The sequence below is a fragment of the Staphylococcus sp. 11262D007BW genome (assembly GCF_053547815.1).
In genome coordinates this window covers 749,769-774,121 of sequence record NZ_JBPWPJ010000001.1, presented here as the reverse complement: position 1 = coordinate 774,121, position 24,353 = coordinate 749,769, and the positions used below count along the sequence as shown (strand labels likewise).

Annotated in this window: 21 protein-coding genes; 1 reads left to right on the top strand and 20 read right to left on the bottom strand. The window is 34.8% G+C overall.

Translation table 11 applies throughout. The features are described 5' to 3' along the window. Nucleotides 1-88: 88 nt before the first annotated feature. From glnA to hflX, 4 genes are all read right to left on the bottom strand, one after another. Nucleotides 89-1,429 (bottom strand): type I glutamate--ammonia ligase, encoded by a 1,341-nt coding sequence (gene glnA, locus ACEE93_RS03750; protein ID WP_449154957.1) that lies wholly within the window; start codon nt 1,427-1,429, stop codon nt 89-91. A gap of 23 nt (nt 1,430-1,452) precedes the next feature. Beyond that, on the bottom strand, nt 1,453-1,821 hold the full coding sequence (locus tag ACEE93_RS03745) for a MerR family transcriptional regulator (RefSeq protein WP_449154956.1): 369 nt from the start codon (nt 1,819-1,821) through the stop codon (nt 1,453-1,455). Nucleotides 1,822-1,992: 171 nt separating this feature from the next. Then, nucleotides 1,993-3,237, bottom strand: a complete 1,245-nt coding sequence (locus ACEE93_RS03740; protein WP_449154955.1) for a methionine gamma-lyase family protein — start codon at nt 3,235-3,237, stop codon at nt 1,993-1,995. A 16-nt stretch (nt 3,238-3,253) separates the two neighbouring features. After that, nucleotides 3,254-4,483 carry a GTPase HflX gene (gene hflX / locus ACEE93_RS03735; RefSeq protein WP_449154954.1) on the bottom strand — a complete coding sequence of 410 codons (1,230 nt, stop codon included), beginning with the start codon at nt 4,481-4,483 and terminating at the stop codon, nt 3,254-3,256. A 222-nt stretch (nt 4,484-4,705) separates the two neighbouring features. Between hflX and ACEE93_RS03730 the strand changes: the two genes are divergently transcribed. Then, complete coding sequence (locus ACEE93_RS03730; protein WP_449154953.1) at nt 4,706-5,179, top strand: glutathione peroxidase; 474 nt, start codon at nt 4,706-4,708, stop codon at nt 5,177-5,179. A 353-nt stretch (nt 5,180-5,532) separates the two neighbouring features. Here the strand turns inward: ACEE93_RS03730 and hfq are convergent, their stop codons facing one another. The 16 genes from hfq to ACEE93_RS03650 form a co-directional block, all read right to left on the bottom strand. After that, a complete protein-coding gene (gene hfq / locus ACEE93_RS03725) occupies nt 5,533-5,745 on the bottom strand; it encodes an RNA chaperone Hfq (protein WP_449154952.1) in 213 nt (70 codons plus the stop codon). Next, nucleotides 5,738-6,694, bottom strand: coding sequence for a tRNA (adenosine(37)-N6)-dimethylallyltransferase MiaA (gene miaA, locus ACEE93_RS03720; protein ID WP_449156399.1), 957 nt, complete (start codon nt 6,692-6,694; stop codon nt 5,738-5,740). The genes hfq and miaA overlap by 8 nt, the downstream gene beginning before the upstream one ends. A gap of 4 nt (nt 6,695-6,698) precedes the next feature. After that, nucleotides 6,699-7,631 (bottom strand): alpha/beta hydrolase, encoded by a 933-nt coding sequence (locus ACEE93_RS03715; RefSeq protein WP_449155007.1) that lies wholly within the window; start codon nt 7,629-7,631, stop codon nt 6,699-6,701. Between the two features lie 280 nt (nt 7,632-7,911). After that, on the bottom strand, nt 7,912-9,585 hold the full coding sequence (locus tag ACEE93_RS03710; RefSeq protein WP_449156398.1) for a glycerol-3-phosphate dehydrogenase/oxidase: 1,674 nt from the start codon (nt 9,583-9,585) through the stop codon (nt 7,912-7,914). Nucleotides 9,586-9,710: 125 nt separating this feature from the next. Continuing rightward, on the bottom strand, nt 9,711-11,213 hold the full coding sequence (gene glpK / locus ACEE93_RS03705) for a glycerol kinase GlpK (protein WP_449154949.1): 1,503 nt from the start codon (nt 11,211-11,213) through the stop codon (nt 9,711-9,713). 102 nt (nt 11,214-11,315) lie between these two features. Further along, entirely contained in the window at nt 11,316-12,131 is an 816-nt protein-coding gene (locus ACEE93_RS03700; protein WP_449154948.1) for an MIP/aquaporin family protein, read from the bottom strand. 176 nt (nt 12,132-12,307) lie between these two features. Then, the gene (locus tag ACEE93_RS03695) at nt 12,308-13,330 is read right to left on the bottom strand and encodes a S66 family peptidase (protein ID WP_449156397.1); all 1,023 of its coding nucleotides are present in this window, start codon (nt 13,328-13,330) and stop codon (nt 12,308-12,310) included. Between the two features lie 22 nt (nt 13,331-13,352). Further along, nucleotides 13,353-13,886 carry a glycerol-3-phosphate responsive antiterminator gene (locus tag ACEE93_RS03690; protein WP_449154946.1) on the bottom strand — a complete coding sequence of 178 codons (534 nt, stop codon included), beginning with the start codon at nt 13,884-13,886 and terminating at the stop codon, nt 13,353-13,355. Between the two features lie 27 nt (nt 13,887-13,913). Beyond that, complete coding sequence (mutL, locus tag ACEE93_RS03685) at nt 13,914-15,830, bottom strand: DNA mismatch repair endonuclease MutL (protein WP_449154945.1); 1,917 nt, start codon at nt 15,828-15,830, stop codon at nt 13,914-13,916. Nucleotides 15,831-15,842: 12 nt separating this feature from the next. Beyond that, complete coding sequence (gene mutS / locus ACEE93_RS03680; RefSeq protein ID WP_449155006.1) at nt 15,843-18,422, bottom strand: DNA mismatch repair protein MutS; 2,580 nt, start codon at nt 18,420-18,422, stop codon at nt 15,843-15,845. Nucleotides 18,423-18,669: 247 nt separating this feature from the next. Further along, entirely contained in the window at nt 18,670-19,167 is a 498-nt protein-coding gene (gene thiW / locus ACEE93_RS03675) for an energy coupling factor transporter S component ThiW (protein WP_449156396.1), read from the bottom strand. Nucleotides 19,168-19,169: 2 nt separating this feature from the next. Continuing rightward, a complete protein-coding gene (locus ACEE93_RS03670; protein WP_449155005.1) occupies nt 19,170-19,547 on the bottom strand; it encodes a YlbF family regulator in 378 nt (125 codons plus the stop codon). Between the two features lie 9 nt (nt 19,548-19,556). Further along, on the bottom strand, nt 19,557-21,107 hold the full coding sequence (gene miaB / locus ACEE93_RS03665; RefSeq protein ID WP_449154943.1) for a tRNA (N6-isopentenyl adenosine(37)-C2)-methylthiotransferase MiaB: 1,551 nt from the start codon (nt 21,105-21,107) through the stop codon (nt 19,557-19,559). A gap of 102 nt (nt 21,108-21,209) precedes the next feature. Further along, nucleotides 21,210-21,512 (bottom strand): thiamine-binding protein, encoded by a 303-nt coding sequence (locus tag ACEE93_RS03660; protein WP_449154942.1) that lies wholly within the window; start codon nt 21,510-21,512, stop codon nt 21,210-21,212. Nucleotides 21,513-21,632: 120 nt separating this feature from the next. Then, complete coding sequence (locus ACEE93_RS03655) at nt 21,633-22,499, bottom strand: 2-oxoacid:ferredoxin oxidoreductase subunit beta (protein WP_449154941.1); 867 nt, start codon at nt 22,497-22,499, stop codon at nt 21,633-21,635. Beyond that, on the bottom strand, nt 22,500-24,260 hold the full coding sequence (locus ACEE93_RS03650) for a 2-oxoacid:acceptor oxidoreductase subunit alpha (RefSeq protein WP_449154940.1): 1,761 nt from the start codon (nt 24,258-24,260) through the stop codon (nt 22,500-22,502). Nucleotides 24,261-24,353: the final 93 nt, after the last annotated feature.

The window sequence follows — 24,353 nt, the reverse complement described above, 5'->3', positions numbered from 1 at the left end:
TACACCCATTTTGCACCCAACTCACATATAAAAGCAAAAATTGGGTGTAAAAAACCCTCAAAGCCAACAGCTTCAAGGGTTTCATTTATTAATATTGTTTCATATATTGATCAATTTCCCATTCAGACACTTGCGTTCTATAGTAATCCCATTCAATTGATTTTGAATTTAAGAATTGGTTATAGATATGATCACCTAAAGCAGATTTTACGACTTTATTTTCACGCATTGCTTTTAATGCAGTATATAACGTTGATGGTAAGTCTTCAATACCCACTGCTTCACGTTCTTCACGGTTCATTTCATAAATATTTTGGTTAACTGGTTCTGGTACTTCTAATTTATTTTCAATACCATCAAGACCCGCTTCTAAAATTGTTGCTAATGCCATGTAAGGGTTTGCCGCAGGGTCTACTGAACGAATTTCAACACGTGTTGATAATCCGCGTGAAGTTGGTACACGTAATAATGGAGAACGGTTTTTACCACTCCAAGCGATGTAGCTTGGCGCTTCATATCCTGGTACTAAGCGTTTATATGAGTTAACAAGTGGGTTACATACAGCCGTATAACCACGTGCGTTTTTCATACAACCAGCGATAAAGTGATAAGCATCTTTTGTTAATTGCATTTCGCCGTTTTCATCATAGAATGCATTTTCTTTACCTTTAAATAATGACACGTTAAAGTGCATACCGCTTCCGTTTACACCAAATAATGGTTTTGGCATAAATGTTGCATGAAGATTATGTTTACGTGCAATTGTTTTAACAACTAATTTAAACGTTTGAATATTATCACATGCTGTTACTGCATCAGCATATTTAAAGTCGATTTCATGCTGACCAGGTGCAACTTCGTGGTGTGAAGCCTCGATATCAAAGCCCATGTCCTCTAATTCAAGTACGATATCACGACGGCAATTTTCACCTAAGTCTGTTGGTGCTAAATCAAAGTAACCACCGTGGTCGTTTAATTCCATCGTTGGTTCACCTTTTTCATCCAACTTAAATAAGAAGAATTCTGGTTCAGGTCCAAGATTGAAATTAGTATAACCCATATCTTCCATCTTCTTAAGTACACGTTTTAAATTACTACGTGGATCTCCAGCAAATGGTTCGTGATCTGTAGTATAAACATCACAAATTAAACGTGCTACTTTTCCTTGACCAGCTGTCCATGGGAAAATAACCCATGTATCTAAGTCAGGATATAAGTACATATCTGATTCTTCAATTCGTACGAAACCTTCAATTGATGATCCATCAAACATCATTTCGTTATTTAATACTTTTTCTAATTGACTTACAGGTACTTCAACATTTTTGATTGTACCTAAAATATCAGAAAATTGTAAACGTAAATAGCGTACGTTTTCTTCTTTAGCAAAGCGTCTAATATCATCTTTAGTGAAATTTTGTTTCGGCATTTTTAAATGTCCTCCAGTAATTTTTATTTAAAGAAACGAGATAAGTCACCACGATTAAGTGGTATAGATTCGTGTTGAGGTTTTTGTGTGGTATCCACTATCATTTGTTTCCTTAATTGTTCAGCCTCATCGTTTGCTTCATTCGTTTGACTCTCTAACATCATTTGTTTAATGACTTTCATATTAAATCCCTTTTCGATGAGATGCTTAATAGAGAGCAATGTTTCTAAGTCATTGAGTGAAAACAAACGTTTATTGCCTTCAGTTCTCTCTGGTAAAACAAGTTCATGTGTTTCGTAATAGCGAATTTGTCGTGGTGTGAGTTCTGTTAATTTGCTAACAACACTCATCGGAAATACGGGCATATTTCGGCGTATCTTGTCGTTGTCCATCCCCTACATCTCCTTGAATTTTGAACTTATCTATAAGATAGCATAACTATTTTTACATTTCAAAAATATGTAAGGAAACCTGACATAGCATTCTCAAGCCCCGAAATTAAAGGACTTAACCATATCAAATAATAAAAGATACCCTTATTGCTTTACCCTACATTTACATTTTTAAAGATGAATTAGTCCATTTTGAATTAATTTGTCGACAGCACGTGTGATGGCAAGTTTAACATGTTCATACGTCAAACCGCCTTGAATATAGGCTTCATAAGGAGGACGAATCGGTCCATCTGCTGATAACTCTATTGATGACCCTTGGATGAATGTACCTGCCGCCATAATAACGTCATCCTCATAACCAGGCATATAACTTGGCTCTGGATTAAAATGTGCATTTATGGGTGATGCCTGTTGAATACTTTGACAAAAATCAATCATTTGTTCTTTTGTCTCAAAAGAAACGGTTTGTATTAAATCTGTTCTTTGTGCATCATATCGTGGACTTGGCGTCATGTTTAAACGTTCCAATAATAAACTTGTAAATAGTGCGCCTTTTAAACTTTGACTTACAACGTGAGGACTTAAAAAGAAACCTTGGTACATTTCGTGTAACGCATTTAACGAAGCACCCGCCTCTTTTCCTATACCTGGAGCAGTCAGTCTGTAACCGCAACGTTCAACTAAATCATGACGTCCAACAATATAACCACCAATTTTAGCTAAACCACCGCCAGGATTTTTAATAAGCGATCCAGCCATGATATCTGCCCCAATTTCTATCGGTTCTTTCGTTTCTACAAATTCTCCATAGCAGTTATCCACAAAAATGATTATTTCTGGATATTTTGCTTTAATCGTCTGAATCGCTGCTTCCATTTCATCAATTGTAATAGAGGGACGTTGATCATAACCTTTCGAACGTTGAATCGCAATTACCTTTGTACTTTCATCAATTGAATTCATCACACGATCAACATCGATACGGTCGTTACTTAATGGAATGTCTTTATAATGAATACCATATTCTTGCAAACTTTCAATTCCATTTCCATTAACACCAATCACTTCCAATAATGTATCGTATGGACTTCCGGTGATGTATAATAATGTATCATCTGGTTTTAACAAACTTTGCAGTGCAATTGTAATCGCATGAGTACCTGAAATAATTTGAGGTCTCACTAATGCATTTTCAGCTTTAAAAGTATGGGCATAAATGTCCTCTAAATGATCTCGACCAAAGTCATCATAACCGTAACCTGTTGACCCCATTAGATCTGTTTCAGTTACTTTAACCTCATGAAAAGCATCTAACACTTTTGATTGATTGAAATATGCTCTTTCTTCAATCTCTTTAAAATACGGAAATAACGTTTCCTCTACTTCTTTGACCAGTTCGTTTAATTGTTTCATCATTCATACTTCTTTCTTATTTATTTTGATAACCCTTTATAATATAAACTTCTTCATTTTCATCAAATTCCAACGAGGTTACGAGCGTTTGTTGTTTTAATGCATAAAGCAGATCCGCTTCATCACTTTGTAATTTCCTTTCATAATAGTCAAATTGACTCTTTATTTGGGAAATGATTAATGCTTTAACACGCTCTGTATCCTCTTGTATTTGAGTCGAAACAAATAAAGATGGATTGACTTCAATCGGCGCTTCATCACTTGCTAAATCTCTTTTATTAAGTAAAATCACTTGAGGAATATGATCGCTATCAAGCTCTTTAATGATTTGATTGACTGTATCAATGTGCGTTTTATAATCTGGATGACTCACATCCACTACATGTATTAACAAATCTGCTTGCATGACTTCTTCAAGTGTCGATTTGAAGGCATCAATTAAAGTCGTTGGTAGCTTTTGGATAAACCCTACTGTGTCTGATAAAATGACTTCAAATCCTTCGTTAAGTGTCAATTTACGTGTTTTTGAATCTAACGTTGCAAATAACTTATTTTTTTCATATGTTTCTGCTGAAGTTAACTGATTGAACCATGATGATTTACCCGCATTGGTATAACCTACTAATGCAATTTGAAACACATCATTCTGTTTTCTTTGATGATGATACCGTTCACGGTGAGAGATGACTTCATTAAGTTTTTGTTTAATTTCATTCATTCGTGTACGAATATGACGACGGTCGGTTTCAAGTTTAGTTTCACCGGGACCTCTTGTACCAATACCGCCCCCTAGACGTGACAGACTCTTACCGTGTCCCATTAAACGAGGGAGTAAATAATTCAGTTGTGCATACTCTACTTGCAATTTACCCGCTTTACTTTGAGCACGCATCGCAAATATTTCTAATATTAATTGAGTTCTATCAATAACCTTTATACCTAATGTATCATTTAAATTATTTGATTGTGCCGTTGATAATTCATCATTAGCGATAATAACATCTATATCATACATATTAATGAAATCTTTTATGTCTTGTAACTTACCTTTTCCTACATAATACTTATAATTCACTTGTGTTCTATTTTGTTGAAATGTATGTTTAACATCGATTTGACAAGTTTCTGCTAGTGATGCCAATTCTTTCATTGTACTATCAAAATTATAGTCAGATTGATAAGTGTCAACACCAATTAAAATACCTGTCTCACGTTTCTTTTCTGTCGAATGTAAATTATTTTTCATCGTTTTCACCACACTTTATAAATATATCTTGTCGTATTTTATCACATATTATCATAATTAATGAAATTTCCATCATAACATAATGATTGGGAAACTTTAATGTAATTTTGTTTAGCTTTATAATAGATATATACTCAAACAGTTGTAAACAATTAGTTGGATTTTGAACATTTATTACGTTTTTCTGATAAACTTAAAGAGAGACGAAAGGAGAAATCAAACATGCATTTATATGATATAGAGGTTACTAAAACAGATGGCACAACATATCCTTTATCAGAGTATAAAGGAGACGTATTACTTATCGTTAACACAGCAAGTGAATGTGGTTTCACACCACAATTTGAAGGCTTGCAAAAACTTTACGATCTTTATCAAAATAAAGGTTTTTCAGTATTAGGATTTCCATGTAATCAATTTGGTAAGCAAGAGCCAGGGTCTGGTCAAGAAGCTGAGACGAATTGTAAATTAAATTATGGTGTCACTTTTCCTATGCATCAAAAAATCGATGTTAATGGTGAAAATGCCCACCCACTTTTTGAATATTTAACATCACAACAATCCGGTCTCTTTGGAAAACAAATTAAATGGAACTTCACAAAGTTTTTAATCAATCGCGAAGGAGACATTATTAAACGCTTTGCACCTCAAACAACGCCTGAAAATATTAAAGACTATATAGAAGACATTTTATAAATGTATGAGAAGCAAAAAGGTTGGGACAACTACGATGATCACTTCCATAGCACATTCATCAATTTATGTCCCACCTTTTTTATGCAAATAAAAAAGGTGACATAAAGTCACCCAAACAAGAATATTAAAGGCCAAATCAGTAATGTCATTATGACATGAATGACACCTTAAATCAATTACTATTTGAAATTTTCTTAAAAATTTAATGTATCTTCTGAAAAAGTACTGATGGCATGTTTATGCAAATAAAAAAAGGTGACATAAAGTCACCCAAATAAGAATATTAAAAGCCAAATCAGTAATATCATTATGCCACGGATAACACCATAAGTCAATGACTTTTTGAAATTTTTTTAAGAATTTGATGTACCTTCTAAGAAAGTACTGATGGCATGTTTATAAATAATATGATGTTTTCCTTGAGAGAAAAAATCTACAACATCTGCATCATAATCTTCAATCTTACCACGTAATTGAAAGCCATTAGTTAAAAATACTGTGATTTCTTTCTCCTCTTTTTTGTAGTTTTCTAAGTATTTGTTTTGAATGTCATGATTATCAAACATTTTCATTGCTCCTTTGTTTTATTTGGGTTTTGAGCTCAGATAACATTGAAGTAAGTGACATTTTTTCTCTATCTAACCAATGAACATTAAGTTGATTTTTAAACCAAGTCATCTGACGTTTAGCATAACGCCGTGAATTTTGCTTGAGTTTCTGTGTTGCAAGTTCAAGCTCCATTTCACCCTTGATAACAGGAACGAGTTCTTTATAGCCAATAGCTTGCATACTTTGACACATTTCATAACCTAATTCAACAAGGTGTTGCACTTCTTTCAATAATCCTTGAGACAACATAATGTCTACGCGTTTATTTATTCTATTATACAATGTATCGCGCGACATTTCTATCCCTACTAATAATGTATCATAATTTTCAGTCAATTGGGTACTTTTCTTGCGATTACTTAAAACTTTTTTCGTTTTATAATAATATTCAATGGCTCTTAAAACGCGTTTTCGATTATTAGGATGTATCGCTTTTTGAGAAGCTGGGTCAAATGTTCCCAAATATTGATGTAATGCTTCGTTTGAATACGAATTAAGTTGATCCATTTGTTGTGCAACCTTTTGGGCATGTGCTTCTGAAATCGTTTCTTTTTCAAAAGCGTAATTGTAAATGACAGATTGAATGTATAAACCTGTTCCACCAACAATGATTGGTATTTTACCTCTTGATGTAATATCTTTGATAAGAGGCTGCGCTTGTTGCTGAAAATCATAAGCGGAATAGGTTGTATCAGGTTCTAATATATCAATAAGGTAATGTGGGATACCTTGCTTTTCTTCTTCCTTAACTTTAGCAGTACCGATATCCATATGTTTATAGACTTGCATAGAATCCCCACTAATAATTTCACCATTAATTTGTTTAGCTAATTCCACACTAAGTTCAGTTTTTCCACTAGCTGTCGGTCCTACAATCACAACTAGCAATGGTTTTTGTTTATCCACAAGATCACTCGCTTTTAATTTTTTTTATTATTTGACGACCTATCCAGTCTAACATATGTTTCCAAACAATTTCATAGTCCTTTTCGAATAATACTTCGTGCCTTTTATTAGCGTATAATTGAACAGTCACATGGTCCATGCCACCTTTTTTGAGTTGGCGACCTAATCGTCTAACACCCTTACTATATTCACCAAAGGCGTCGTCTTTTCCTGAAATTAATAAAATCGGAATTGTACTATCTGTTTTTCTAATATTTTTTTGACGACCTGTTTGCATCATCGCTTTAACAACACTGTATATCAATTGATTTGATACAAGGAATCCAGAATAAGGATCATCAACGTACGTATTTACTTGTTTTTCATCTGAACTTAGCCAATCATTCGGTGTACGAAGCGGTTTAAATTTCTTATTAAACTTACCATGCATTAATCGATTTAAACCTTTACTTTTACGTTTTTTTCCTGTAAATAACGTAATTAACTTTAAAATAGGTAAAATGGCATAACCTTGCCAAAATGGGAATAAACCTGTACCACTTAAGATTAATCCGTTTACGGCACTAGAATAAACTTGAACATATTGTCTTGCGATAATTGACCCCATAGAATGTCCTAAAATAATATAAGGTAATTCCTTACCTAATTGAGATTGATAGGTTGTTTGAATTTCGTGAGCATCATTAACCACTTGTGATACTGAATCAAAATGTCCTCTCACTGTATCAATTTCTTTACCATGTCCTCTATGATTGTGACGTATAACGTGATAGCCTTGTTGATTTAATGATTGAGCTAGCGTATCATATCGATCCATATGTTCAGACATACCGTGAAATATATGAACAATACCGATTGGATCATCAACCACTTGGTCTATTTTAGTTTCTAATATTGTGCCATCAGATACTGCTAACTTCACAATTTCTCTTTTCAACATAGCGACGATCCACCTTTCGCATTTCTTTCTATTATAACTCTATCATAAAGCGTATGTATACTCACTAAATTTTACACTTAGGCACTTTATCCCAACACTTAGGCAAAATAGATGATGCAACTTACATATTTATCATAGCGTTTTACAGTTAGGCATGATTTTTGAACAGATAGGCACTGAACTTTAAGGTTAATATTTAAGTTTTCACTACACTTTTAACGAAAAAAAAAGCAATTCTAACGAAATCGCTAGAATTGCTTATCAATAGATAGCCTAATTATTTTAATTCAGCAGGTTGGTGTTGACCGTGTGTCGCTTCATAAATCGCTTTATCAAGTTCTTTTTTATAAGCTTCTTTTGTCGCTTCGTCGTAACCTACTAAGTCTGCTAATACATCAGCTACGATATCTTTATATTTTTTCACTTCGTTAATATTGAAATATAATGCGCCTGTACGACGAATTAAGAAGTCTGTTGGTTTAATAACTAACTCGTTTTGAACGCCATAAATTAATTCTACATATAATTCCATTGGTAAACCTGTATTTTGATGTTTAGCAGCTTGAACAATTTCAAATAATTGGTCTACGTTTGAACCATATTTAGTTGCAAGACGACGCGCTAATGTTTCATCAATGTTAAAGGCTTTTGCTTCATTTATTTTTTGATCAACGAAATGTTCAAAGTTAGCACTACCGCCTACATCCCCGCCTGAAATAGGAATGTGTTTAGTGTCTACTTCTTTGAATTTCAATTTATATTCTTGTTTTAAACGTTTTTCAACTAAGTCAACAATTTCTAAAGCCATATGGCGATAACCTGTTAATTTACCACCAGCAATAGTTAATAATCCAGATTGACCTTCCCATACTTCATCTTTTCTTGAAATTTCTGATGGATCTTTACCTTCTTCAAGAATAAGCGGACGTACACCAGCCCATGTTGATTCGATGTCTTTATCAGTAACATTTACATCTGGGAACATATAGTTGATAGCATCGATTAAATAATCACGGTCTTCTTGATTTACTAATGGATTTGATTTTTTATTATCATAGAATGTGTCAGTAGTACCAACATATGCTTTGCCATCTCTTGGAATAGCGAAAATCATACGACCGTCTTCTTTCGTGTCGAAATAAACAGCTTGTTGTAATGGGAATTTAGATTGATCGATTACAACATGCACACCTTTTGTTAAGCGTAACTGTTTATTATTTGTAGAATAATCCGCACTACGAACTTCATCTACCCAAGGACCTGTCGCATTGATTACTTTTTTACCACGAATTTCAAATTGATCATCGTTTAATAGATCTTCTACTGTTACACCATTAACTTTTGATTGATCATCATAAACAAAGCTTCTTACTTTGGCATAGTTGATAATATCTGCACCTAGTTCAGCCGCTTTTTTCATAACTTCAATAGTTAAACGTGCATCATCAGTACGGTATTCAACATAGTAGCCGCCACCTTTTAATCCTTTACGTTTCACTAAAGGTTCTTTTTGAGAAGCTTCTTTTTTACTTAACATTTTTTTACGTTCAGATTTTTTTACACCTGCTAAACGGTCATACATTGCTAAACCGATTGATGTTGTAAATTTACCGAATGTACCACCTCTATGCATTGGTAATAACATCCATTCTGGTGTTGTTACGTGTGGACCATTTTCATACACAATCGCACGCTCTTTACCTGTTTCCGCAACGACACCTACTTGTAATTGTTTTAAGTAACGTAGACCACCGTGTACTAATTTAGTAGAACGTGAACTTGTTCCTTCAGCAAAGTCTTGCATTTCTACTAAAGCCACTTTCATTCCACGTGCAGAAGCATCAAGCGCAATACCAGCACCAGTGATACCTCCACCTACAATTACAACATCATATTCGCCTTGTTTCATATTTTCTTTAACTGAATTTCGCTTTAAAGTCGATAAACTCATTCCATCATCAGCCTCCTAAAATTAAAAAATGAGAGACTTCACCTACATACTATTAAAGTTTGTACGAACAAGTCTCCCATAATCTCGAGTGGTTGTATTAACTTGACTTCAGTATATCACACCACTTATGCTTCGTCTAATTTGAAAACTTGTGTTGCTTCTACTGCTTTTTTCCAGCCGTTATAATATTTAGTTCTAACTTCTTCAGGCATTTCTGGTTCAAATGATTTTTCTAATTTCCAGTTATTTTTAATGTCTGATTTATCTTTCCAGAAACCAGTCGCAATACCTGCTAAGTAAGCAGCACCTAGTGCCGTCGTTTCATTAATTTCTGGACGATCTACACTAATATTTACAAGATCAGCTTGGAATTGCATGATAAAGTTATTTTTTACTGCGCCACCATCAACGCGAAGATTGTTAACTTCAATGCCTGAATCTTGCTCCATAGCTTCTAACACATCACGTGTTTGATAGCATAAAGATTCTAATGTCGCACGAATGAAATGCTCTTTTTCTGTACCACGTGTGATACCGAAAATCGCACCACGTGCATCAGAATCCCAATAAGGTGTACCAAGACCAACAAATGCTGGCACAACGTACACACCTTCAGTTGACTCAACACGTTTAGCATAATCCTCAGATTGAGGTGCGGAATTAATCATTCGTAAACCATCACGCAACCATTGAATGGCTGAGCCTGATACGAAAATAGATCCTTCTAATGCGTAATACACTTTACCATCAATACCATACGCAATCGTTGTTAATAATCCATTTTCAGATGTAACGGCTTCTTCACCAGTGTTCATTAACATGAAGCCACCCGTACCGTATGTGTTTTTCACGTCACCACGCTCAAAACATGCTTGACCAAATAACGCAGCTTGTTGGTCACCAGCAATACCAGCAATTGGCACCTCTTGACCGAAGAAGTGATAATCTACTGTATTACAGTACTTTTCACTAGATGGTCGTACTTCCGGTAACATTTTTTCAGGTACATCTAATATCTCTAGTAATTCTTTATCCCATTCTAAATCATGAATGTTATACATTAATGTACGGCTTGCATTACTATAATCTGTAACGTGCGCTTTTCCACCTGATAATTTCCAGACTAACCATGAATCAATCGTACCGAATAAAATATCGCCGTTTTCAGCTTTCTCACGTGCACCCTCAACTTCATCTAATATCCATTTCACTTTTGTTCCTGCAAAGTAAGGGTCTAATAATAAACCTGTCTTTTTACGAAATGTTTCTTCATAGCCTTCAGATTTTAATTGTTCACAAATCGGTTGTGTTTGGCGAGATTGCCAAACAATCGCGTGATAAATTGGGCGTCCCGTATTTTTGTCCCATAATACCGTTGTTTCGCGTTGATTAGTAATGCCAATACCTGCTATTTGAGAAGCAGACACATTATTTTCATTCAGTACTGAAGCGATAACAGATAAAACAGATGACCAAATTTCATTTGCATCATGCTCTACCCATCCTGCTTTAGGAAAGTATTGTTGAAACTCCCTTTGTGCTACACCTTCAATAGAACCATTTTCGTTAAATAAAATCGCTCTAGAGCTAGTTGTACCTTGATCAATAGATAAAATATATTTTCCCATAATAGAACTTCTCCTCTCATGCTCTTGGTGTATTATTTCTTTTTAGGTATTCCTTAGTTTTAGCCAAAAGTTAAACGCATTAAACTTTTAACTTTTTTATCACTATATTTTAGCAATTTCTCCGTGTTTTGAATTTTTGTTCATAATTAAACCGAGAATTAAGGTTAATATCACTACAATAATAGTAGCTATTGTCCAACCGTCAAAAATTGCACTAAATACTAAACGATAAATGACAGCACCAACCATACCGCCAACTAGCGGTCCTAATACAGGTACAATGGCATAGCTCCAGCCACTGCCACCTTTACCATGAATTGGTAAAATAGCATGCGCAATACGTGGGCCTAAATCTCGAGCTGGGTTAATAGCATAACCTGTCGTACCACCTAAACTTACACCAATTGCGACAATGAGTGCACCAACAATAAGCGGATTAAGACCATCTGTAAATTTGTTGGCACCAATAAATAATAATCCAGCTGTTAAGACAGCAGTACCAATAATCTCAGAAATAAAATTAGCTACATAATTTTTTAACGCTGGTGCAGTTGAAAAGACAGCTAATTTAGTGGCTTTATCTTCTGTAGCTCGCCAATGTGGTAAATACATTAACCATGTCAGAATACCACCGACAATACCACCTAAAATTTGAACAACCATAAAGCCTGGTACTTGAGCCCATGGAAAATCACCATTAATGGCAAGTGATAATGTTACAGCCGGGTTAAGATGCGCACCGGAAAATTGACCTACTGCATAAACACCTAATGTTACGGCTAGCCCCCAACCGATTGCAATGACAATCCAATCAGCACCTTCACCATTAGATTTTTTCAAGTTGACATTTGCTACAACGCCGCCACCCATTAAGAGTAACAATGCTGTACCAAAAAACTCAGCTAAATACACATTCATTGAATTTCCTCCCTTTTCGTCAAAAAAGAGATCTCTGCGCATTAACACGATTATAATACGTACAGAAATCTCTCAGTCTCTAGTCAAATATTAACTTGTTTTTCATATTACACGCCGATGAAAACGTTGTCAATTAATTTAATTATCTATTAAAGCCTTTTATAATAATTAAACATTTATCTTACCGCCGCTTCATCAATAGATATCGTAAGTGTTTTCATGGATACAGTCATTTTTACGCCATAAGGTAGTGTACATTTAGGTTCGTTATGTCCGAAACTTACATTACCTATAACAGGCAATGAGGAGGCGTTAAACTCTTTTAAAATCTTTTGAATAATTGAATGATATGCTTCTTGATAGATGCCATTTTGTGGACGGCCAATAATCATTCCCTGAATACGGTGAAATATCCCCATATGGCCAAATGCTCTAAATACTGTTTCAAAGACATTTGGCGGAGTAAGTACTTCTGAAGTTTCAATAAATAAAATCTTATCATTAAATAGTGTAATATCTGGAAAATACGGTGTCCCCCTTAATTTGTCCAATGTTTCAAAACATCCACCAATCAACCTTCCAGAAATAGTTTCATCTCCCTGAATATGCATATACCCAGGTATTTTAAGAATGGTTCTTTCTAGATCTTTATTCTTCTTCTCCCACTTTAACCCATGCTTTCGAGTATAAAACGAGGGTTTTATGAAACCTAATGGGTAAGGGTAATTAATCAATTGAAATAAGGAATCTAGTGTATATTGATCTAAATTCACATTTTCTGCAAAGTCCGTTAACAACGCCGGACCATAAAAAGTAGTTAGTCCTAGCTGATTTAAGTGTAGATGTAAAGCAGTGATATCTGAGTACCCGATAAATATTTTAGGATTTTTTATGATTATACTATCATCTAAATAAGGAATAATTTTTTCAGAGTCATTGCCACCAATGGTACACAAAATCGCTTTAATTTCCGGGTTATTAAAAGCTGCCATAAGTGATTTGGCACGCATTTCAGGATTATAATAATTCCATTTTATATCTCTTAACGCATTTGGCATCACTTGGACACGATATCCTAACTTTTTAATGTTCGAAATCGCAACTTTTGTTCGCCATATGATTTCTTCTTCTCCAGCAAGCCCTGATGACGGCGCAACAATTGCTATAGTATCCCCTTTTTCTAACCGTTTCGCTAACACATTCCATCCCCTCCAATATCTATTACCAAAGTGCCCTTACACTAGTTGTGACATAGGTTGCTCCATTTTCAATGGCTTGATCAATTTCTTCTTGCGTTTCAATTAATCCACCCGCTATGACCGAAGCTCCTGTTTTTTCATATATTTGATGAATCACTTTATTGGCGATACCAGGTAAAACTTCAACAAAATCGGGTTGTAAGCGTTCGATTAACTCAATACTTCTCGTTAAAGCGTGACTATCTATAATGAACACTCTAAAAATAGTAACCACACCCAGAGATTTCGCTTTTTTAATCACTTTAGCTTTCGTTGAGACAATGCCTTTTGGTCGATAAGTCTGAATGAGATACTCAGTGGCATATTCATCATGACTCATTCCTTTAATTAAATCGATATGGACAAATGGTTGTAATTGATGGCGTTTAATTAAATCCATCGTTGCCTTTAAATGACCAATATGTGTATCTAACAGCACGCACGTATCATAATCTGTTTCTATTAATTTCTCTAAGTCTTTCATGGAACGTATCGCAGGTAATATGTGTTTGTTCATGTATCACTTCTTCCCTCACATTTCAATTTATTGCACTCTTTTGAATAAGCGTTCTAATTCATAATTTGTAAAGTTAATAATAATCGGACGACCATGTGGACAGGTAAATGGGTCTTGCATTTGACTAAGTTGATTGATTAAGTCAGCCATTTCTTCATTTTTTAGATAGTGATTTGCCTTAATAGACTTTTTACAACTCATCATAATGGCCGCTTCTTCTCTAAATTTAGCTATATTTACTTTTTTATGTTCTAAAACATACTCAATGAGATCCTTAATAATATCCTCAACCTCTTCTTTTGGAAACCATACTGGATAACTACTCACAATATAGTCATGTCCTCCAAACGGTTCTAAGAAAATGCCCGCTTTTGAAAGTTCATCCATGTATTGTTCTATCGTATATTGTTCATCTTTTGAAAAATTAAAGGTTAACGGAATTAACAAGTTTTGGTTTTCATTTTCAGTTTCGCCTATTTTTTCTCTAAAGTATTCATATTTTATTCTTTCTTGCGCAGCGTGTTGGTCAATTAAAAACATCCCTTCATCGTTTTGAGCAATGATATAAGTGCCATGTACTTGACCCACCACTTCCATGTAAGGTACACGTCTTCGAGGTTCTTCTTGATGACTATTGGACACTGCACTACTCGATGAATCGAATACCTCGTTCTCAGCTGTTGGATTAGTTGCAGAATCCTCATTTAACATTTCATTTAATACATCATGTTGTGCAGTTTGAAATGATGTTTGATCGTCTGATTGAGATGGTCTCGTTTCTGTTTTGTTATATTCTGCTTGGTCTTCTGCCACTTCTGAATCATGCTGGTTGTCTCGTTCATCTTGCTCTGATGATTGTTGTTTTTGTTCAGCATCAAATTGAATTTTCTGTTGCTCAAATTGATGCAATACTTTCTTCGGTTGATGCTTATCTTTAAGGTCATTGTTTGGAATTAATATTTTGTCTTTGAAAGCTTCTTGAATCTTTTGCACAATAAGTTGATATAATTGCTCTTCTTTCGACAGTCTCACTTCTAATTTTGTAGGATGTACGTTTACATCGACTAATATTGGGTCCATTTTAATGTTTAGATAAACGATTGGAAAACGCCCAATCATCAATAACGTATGGTAACCTTCGACAACTGCTTTGTTTAACACAAAATTTTTGATGTAACGGCCGTTGATAAATAGTGAGATATAGTGCCGATTACTTCGAGAATGCTCAGGTTTCGCAACAAATCCTTCAATTTGATAATCGCTCGTTTCACCTTCAATGTGCACTAAATCTTTAGCTACCTTCATACCATAAATTTCTGCCATCACTTCATTTGTTCGACCAGAGCCATTTGTTCTTAATATCACTTTGTCGTCATTTGTTAATGACATCCGAATGTGAGGGTGACTCATTGCCATACGATTGACAATATCGGTAATTTTACCTAATTCCGTATATAAACTTTTAATATATTTTAAACGCGCGGGCGTATTGTAAAATAATGAATCAACGCGTATATCTGTACCTTGTCGTGCTTTTGCAGGTTTATGTTCTAAAATTTTACCATTTTCAGCATACACCTCGTAGCCATTGATGCCATCAGGCGATGTTTGAAGTGTCACTTTTGCGACAGAAGCAATACTTGCTAATGCTTCTCCGCGAAAACCTAACGTGCGCACGTGAAATAAGTCTTCATCTTCCTTTAATTTACTTGTCGCATGACGATGAAATACAAGATTTAAGTCATCTTCTAATATTCCTGACCCATTATCTACAATACGAATGGATTGAATACCTGATTCTTTAACTTCTATATTAATTTCGCTTGCGCCTGCATCTATACTATTTTCAAGTAATTCTTTGACCACAGAACTTGGACGTTCTACGACTTCGCCTGCCGCAATTTTATTAGCTAATGATGTTTGGAGTTCTTTAATTTTCCCCATGCTAATCACCTTCTAATTTAATTGATTTTGTAATTCACTCAATTTCACTAACGCCTCAATTGGAGTCATTTGAGATAAGTTTAAGGCTTTAATTTCTTGTTCAATCTTACTATCTTTTTCGTCCTCATCAAATAAATCAAATGTAGGTTGATCATATTGTGTTTCAGACGCTTCTGAGATATGGTTTACTGAACTGTCCTCTGTTTCATTTTGAGATGTTGAAGCTTCATTTGATGCCATTACATGGTGCTCTGATTGTTCAAACGTATCCAAAATGACTTGCGCTCGATCAATAACTGGTTGTGGTAAATTGGCTAACTTTGCAACTTGAATACCATAACTATGTTCAACTGCCCCATCCTTTACTTTATGCAAAAAGATCAGTTCACCTTTATGCTCATTCGCAGCTACATGTACGTTTTTTAACGTATTCAATGTCTCTTCCAAAGCGGTTAACTCATGGTAATGTGTCGAAAAGAGCGTTTTAGCTTGAGATGTATGCGCTACATATTCAATCATCGCTTGCGCAAGTGCTAGACCATCATACGTTGATGTACCTCTACCAATTTCATCAAAAATAATTAAACTGTCAGCAGTCGCATATTGAAGTGCTTTTTGCGCTTCAAGCATTTCTACCATAAAGGTACTTTGACCAGAAACCAAATCATCCGCTGCACCAATGCGCGTAAAAATTTGATCAAATACAGGTAACACTGCTGACTGACAAGGGACGAAAGCGCCCATTTGAGCCATAATACTAATAATCGCAACTTGTCTCATATAAGTTGACTTTCCTGACATATTAGGACCTGTAATTAAGTATATTGCCGTATTTTGATCCAAACGACAATCATTCGGTACATAATCATTATAGTCCATAACGCGTTCTACAACTGGATGACGAGAATCGACCAATTCTAATGTTTTATCATCACTGAAGGTTGGGCGCACGTAATTATAGCGCTGTGCAATTTCTGAAAAACTTTGTAAACAGTCTAGTTCAGATATAATTTTAGCTTGTTGTTGTAATTTTGATGTAAATGTTTTAACGTACTCTCTTAATTCTGTAAATAATTGGTATTCTAATTCTACAGCTTTATCTTCTGCACCTAGTATGATTGCTTCTTTTTCTTTAAGTTCATCTGTAATGAAACGTTCAGAGTTAGAAAGTGTTTGTTTTCGTTCGTAACCAAATGCTTCTGGATCAAATTGAGAAAGGTGCGTTCTTGTGATTTCAATATAGTAACCAAATACTTTGTTAAAACTAATTTTTAGTGATTTGATGCCCGTCCGTTCTCTTTCTTTTGCTTGTAAAGACGCTAACCATTTTTTACCATTTTTTGAGGCATCTATATATTCATCTAATTGATCATTGTAACCTGTTTTAAATAATCCACCCTCTTTAACGGACAACGGCGGTTCATTAACGAGACTTGACTCGAGCGTTTGCAATAAATCATCTAATGGTTCTAAAGCGTTAAAATGTGCGATGGATTCGTGCTCAATCGATTGTAATAACGCTTTAATTGAAGGTATGTGCGCAATCGAATGTTTTAATTGGACCAAATCTTTAGCGTTAACATTGCCATAGCTAACACGCCCTACCAAACGTTCAATATCATATACTTCTGTTAGGTAATCACGTAACGTATCTCTTTCAATAAATGCATTTAAAAATTGTTCCACAGCATCGTGTCGTTTGATAATCTCTTTCGGTTGAATTAATGGGCGATCAATCCATTGTTTTAATCGTCTTGCCCCCATTGGAGTTTTCGTCTGATCCATTAACCATAGCAAAGTTCCCTTTTTAGACTTGAGACGAATACTTTCGGTCAGCTCTAAGTTTCGTTTCGCATAAAAATCCATCTTCATGTAATTTAAAGATTCATAGACTTTTACTTGTTCAATATGAGATAAATCTCTTTTTTGGGTATCATAAATATAATCTAATACCATTTGAACAGCATTATACATCATCGTATCATCGACTATGTCATTCACACTGTAGGTTTCATCAGAAATGGATTTTTGTAATGTAATCGTTTCAGTCACTGTATTGAGTTGACGTTGTAAAGACTCGCTTAGTGACTCGTTTATCACAATTTCATTTGGTTTAATCGTCGTTATTTCATTGATGAGTACGCTCTCATCTGGACATTTCGTTACTTTAAGTTCACCTGTTGAAACATCACAGTAGCTGATCGCATAGGCATCACCTTGAATTAAACTTAAAATATAATTGTTTTGCGTATCATCCACGCCACCTTTTTCCATGACCGTACCCGGTGTAACAATACGTACAACTTCACGTTTCACCATTCCTTTAACTTGACGCGGATCTTCCATTTGTTCACATATTGCGACTTTAAAACCATTTTGAATGAGCGTATCTATGTATCGATCAGCTGAATGAAATGGCACACCAGCCATAGGGATAGGATTTTCTTTTTTAGCATCTCTTTTGGTTAATGTAATTTCTAAAATGCGAGAAGCGGTAATCGCATCATCAAAAAAGAGTTCATAAAAATCCCCTAATCTAAAAAACAATAAGGCATCTTCATGCTCTGCTTTAATATCAAGGTATTGTCTCATCATTGGCGTTACATTTGACATTTTCTCACAATCCTTTTTACTTACTTATATTGAATGAGTCTATTTTACCAAAATTTCAATGAATCAACGACTCTTTGTATAAATTATATCTTTTTTATATACATCTTTTAAACTAGAATGACAACTCAAAAAAACTCCCGTATGACTTGTCTCTTCTTCGTTTATATTCACAAACGAAATAAAGACCGAAAGTATATATTGTACCTTCAGTCTTTACTCGTAAACTTTATGTTTTAGTGTTAAACCAGTTTAATAAATTTCGTTTTTTTAATATCAATAGTAAAACATAACTAATTACCGCACCAATTAAACTTGATACGATAAATACAGCCATTAATGGCTTAATTAAAAAGTTGTCAAAATTCAATAACCAAGCAATAGGCATACAAACCAAACTACCTATAATGCCTGTACCGATGACTTCTCCTAGCGCTGCTACAAAAAGATGTCTATTGACATAATAGAACAAACTAGCGAGTAGCACACCAATCATACTGCCAGGAAAAGCAAACACTGAGCCAGTTCCAAAAATGATACGAATCAATGAAGATAAGAAGGCTTGTGCAAGCCCATACCAAGGTCCCAATAACACAGCACTGAGTACATTCACAAAGTGTTGAACAGGTGCTGCTTTAATGGGTCCAATTGGAATGACAATTATTGAACTTAATATAACGTTTGCTGCTATAAAAAGCGCAGTAAGTGTTAACTTTTTTGTTTTCATCGTTATGACTCCTTATCTTCAAATAGTGTCGTATCACTATTTTCTTGAAGTCGCTGATACAATGTTTTTGTAATGAGTTGCAACAATTCATTTGTTTCATTTTGAGCTTCACGAAATTGGTTAACAATCGGAATCTCATCTATATCTGATTTAATAGCATTAATACTATCTTCAGACTGTTGATAAGCTACAGGTTTATTGTAGTTTTGAAAATTAACAGATTGTTTTTGCGAGCGTTTTAAATGATTCATATAATGCTTTAAACGCTCATTCTCATGAACACGTTTCTCAATTAATTGGTAATTTTGAACCATTTCTAATTGATGTATATGCTCTGATAACTGCTTTGTTGCACTGATAACATCATCACGACTATACAATTTATCCATCTATGGTGTCACCATAGCTGCTTCACTTACACCGACAAACTCGCCATTTAATGAATATTGTTTTGCTTCTGTAATTTTAACATCTACTATTTTTCCAATAACTGAGCGTGGTGCACGGAAGTTTACTAATTTATTTTTCTCAGTATATCCTGCTAAAACTTCTTCATCTTTTTTACTTGAACCTTCACAAAGTACACGTACCGTTTCGCCTTCGTATTGACTTAATGCATTAGCAGAGTACTCTCCAACAAGTTTGTTAAGACGTTGTAAGCGATCTTTTTTCACTTCAGTTGGAACATTATCTTTCATTTTAGCAGCCGGTGTACCATCACGTTGAGAGTATAAGTAAGTGTAAGCATGTTCGAATCCAACTTCTTCATATAAAGTCATTGTTTCTTGGAACTGTTCTTCTGTTTCATTTGGATAACCTACAATAATATCTGTTGTTAATGCCACATCAGGGATGGCTTCTTTAATTCTTGATACTAAATCAAGATAACTTTCTCTTGTATATTTACGTCCCATAATCTTAAGTACTTGATTATTTCCTGACTGAACTGGTAAATGGATATGTGGCACAATATTACCACCATTTGCTATAACTTCAATCATGCGATCAGTGAAGTCCCATGGATGACTTGTTGTAAAACGTACGCGAGGAATATCAATTTTAGAAATATCCTCTAATAAATCACCTAAGCCATATTCCATATCTTCTAAGTCTTTACCATATGAGTTAACGTTTTGCCCTAATAATGTAATTTCTTGGTAACCTTGTCTTGCTAAATCTCGTACTTCATCGATAATATCTTGTGGACGACGGCTTCTTTCTTTACCACGCGTAAATGGAACAATGCAATACGTACAGAATTTATCGCAACCATACATAATATTAACCCATGCTTTAATTTGGCCATCTCGTACTTTAGGTAAGTTTTCAATCACGTCGCCTTCTTTTGACCAAACTTCAACAACCATGGCTTTAGATAAATAGGCTTCTTCTAATATTTCTGGTAAACGATGAATGTTATGTGTTCCAAAAATCATATCCACATTTTGATAAGATTTTAAAATTTTATTGACAACAGACTCTTCTTGAGACATACATCCGCATACACCTATTAAACAATCTGGGCGTTCTTGTTTAATATGTTTTAAGTTGCCAATTTCACCAAATACTTTATTTTCTGCATTTTCACGAATGGCACATGTATTCAGTAAAATAACATCCGCTTCATTGATATCGTCTGTTGCTGTATATCCTAATGCTGTAAAAATACCAGCCATTACTTCTGTATCATGCGCATTCATCTGACAACCATATGTTTTAATTAAAAAGGTACGACCTTTACCCATACCGCGGTATTTTTCATCAATTTGGAAATCTCTATTGTATTGTACTTCTTCCTTACCACGTTTTTTGGCTTCTTTAAGACTTGGGGGTTGATAAACGTGTTCAAACTCGAAGTACTGACTATAATCTTTTTCTTCTTTTTTATTGCGATTGGCTAAAACGTCTATCGTTCCAGCTTTTCTTTGTTCCTCATTCACATGCAAAACCCTTTCTGCCCATATATCATTAGTACATTATATTAAAAAACAGTAAAAAGTGCAAAGTGGGATGATAGATTTTCATAAATTAGTAAAATATCTTTAGTGAAGGTCCTCGTCGTACTTACCTGTTAACGTTTCAATCGAAATCCCTTCAGGTACATGATAGAATTTCACTTGACTAATAATGCTAGGCACCTCTAATTCCACCATGCGTTCATTTATTTTCTGAATAAGTATTAAAAGCTCACTCATCTCACCTTCAATTGTCGTTTCTAGAGCACCTACTCTATGTTTTAACCCTGACGCATCAATGATTTGAATCGCTTCATCAACATATGGAATGACATCTTTTCCATTAGGTGTTTGCGGAATGACTTGAATACTCATTAACGTATTATTCATTTTATATCCTCCTTATTTTACGAGATAAGTTATTTTTAATTTTAAATAAAAAAGGCTAATAGTGAACACATTAGTCAACTATTCAACATCGTGTGTTCACCACTAACCTTAAATCATTATTTATACAAATTGTTGTGTTAGTTCATTAAATTGTGATTCATCAATATTTAAATCTTGATGTGCAAGTGGTGTTTCTCCAAGTTCTTCAATTTGAGATTCATAAGATGGTGTTGTGGTATCTTGATAAATAATCCCTTTTAACAATGATTCATGTTCTAATACGGTATGAATCGCTTTTTGTTTATCAGTTACATCGTAGTCTTCAATATCATCTACTGATGTTAGGTTTTCTTTAAACCAATCGTAAGTGTTCACTTTATTGTAAGTTACACATGGTGAAAAGACATTTACGAATGAAAAACCGTCGTGATTGATTGCATCTTCAATCATTTTAGTCAGCGCTTTAATATCACTTGAAAATCCTTGCGCTACGAATGTTGCTCCAGATGATAAGGCTAACTCTAAAGGCGCAACATTTTGTTCGATACTGCCCTTAGGTGTTGTTTTTGTAATAAAACCTGGTGCTGATGACGGTGATGTTTGACCTTTTGTTAATCCATAAATTTGGTTATCCATGACGATATAAGTGATGTTCATATTTCGACGAAGCGCATGAATTGTATGTCCCATTCCGATCGCATATCCGTCACCGTCACCGCCTGAAGCAATAACAGTTAAATCGCGGTTAGCCATTTTAACACCTTGCGCTAAAGGTAATGCACGGCCATGAATTGCATGGACACCGTATGAATTTACGTAACCAGATAAACGACCAGAACAACCAATTCCTGTAATCAATGCAACTTCTTCTGGTTCAAGTCCCACATTTGCTGCAGCTTTTTGAATAGCAGCTTGAACTGAGAAATCACCACAACCAGGACACCAGTTAGGTTTAACGTTATTTCTAAAGTCTTTAAATGTAGCCAATTACATTCTCTCCTTTAACGAATTTAAGATTTCTTGACCTTTCGTTTCAATTTCTTTTGGTAAAAATGGTGTGCCATCGTATTTCGTTTGATTTACAAGTTTGTCACCTAATACCACATTCATTTTGATAATATTGGCAAGTTGTCCTTGATAGTTATGTTCCACTACAACTACTTTTTCAGCTCTATCTACAGCATCTTGAATTGTTTGGCTTGGGAACGGGTGAAGTTGACGAATTTGAAGATGTTCGATTTGATGACCTTCTTCTTCTAATCGAGCCGTACCTTCTTGAATAGCGCCTTTTGTGGAAACAAAACCTAAATAAAGAATATCTGCATTATCGTATTTTAGTTCACCTTCAACCGGTTTATCTATCAATAAGTGTTCTGTTTTACGCATACGTTTTTCCATTTGATTTTGACGATTATCAGCCGCTTCACTAGGTTTTCCTTCTTCATTGTGTTCTACACCAGTTACATGGTGAATACCACCTTTAACGCCAGGGATTGGTCGCGGTGAAACGCCTGATTCTGTTAAAGCGTAGCGTTTAAAGTATCCTTTATCATCTTCTTCACGATCGATTGTTTCTGTGATTGTTGAACCGCGTTTAATATCAATTTTATTGTAATCTAAGTTTTTAACAGTTTGTTTACCTAATGAAAGTTGTAAATCACTTAGAATAATAACTGGACATTGATATTGCTCCGCTAAATTAAATGCTTTAATAGTTAAATAGAATGCATCTTCAGCATCAGTTGGTGCAACAACAATTTTTGGAATATCACCATGCGTACCGTAAATCATTTGCATTAAATCAGATTGCTCTTGTTTTGTTGGTAATCCTGTAGAAGGACCGCCTCGTTGTGTATTGACAATCACTAATGGCGTTTCAGTCATACCTGATAAACCAATAGATTCCATCATTAATGATAAACCAGGACCCGCCGATGCTGTAAATGCGCGAACACCTGCATAGTTTGTACCAATTGCCATTGTAGCAGCTGCAATTTCATCTTCCGTTTGAATAACAGTACCGCCAACTTTTGGTAAATTATCAATCATGTATTCCATAATTTCAGAAGCTGGTGTAATTGGATAAGCAGACATAAAACGTGCGCCACCTGAAATGGCACCTAATCCAATCGCATCATTACCAATCATATAAAGGTGAGGTACGCCTTCACTTTGTTCAAGTTCAAAATCACCAGTTGTTGTTGACAATTCATCTTGCATCATTTGATAGCCTTCATTCATCGCTTGAATATTTAATTCAACAACCTTTTCGCCTTTTTTCATAAACATATTTGATACTAAATCTTTAAAAGTATCAGTGTCTAAGTGCATTAATGCCGCCGTCGCACCAATGGCTACCATGTTTTTCATTAAAGTAGTACCTAATTCTTTAGCTTTTTCTGTAAATGGTAAGCTAATTAATTGTGCTTTACATGTATCAGGTTTTTCAGGTTTTGCTTTACTATCAGCTAAAATGACACTATCTTCCCGCATTTCGTAGTGATTTAATTCGATGGTTTCTTGGTCAAACGCGACAAGTATATCTAAATCATCACTAATGGCATGTACAGGAGTAGTTGATACACGAATTTTATTATTAGTATGGCCGCCTTTAATTCGGCTAGAAAAGTGACGGTATCCATATAAATAGTATCCTTTTCGGTTCATAGCAGTTGCGAAGATTTCACCTGTAGATTCAATCCCCTCACCTTGTTGTCCACCGACTTTCCATGATACTTGAGATTTCATAGATTTAGCCTCCTACACGTTGAATTCACTCAATATCATAACAAAATAATCCATTATTTTCCTTAAAAACAATGGATTATAGCAATTTTCATA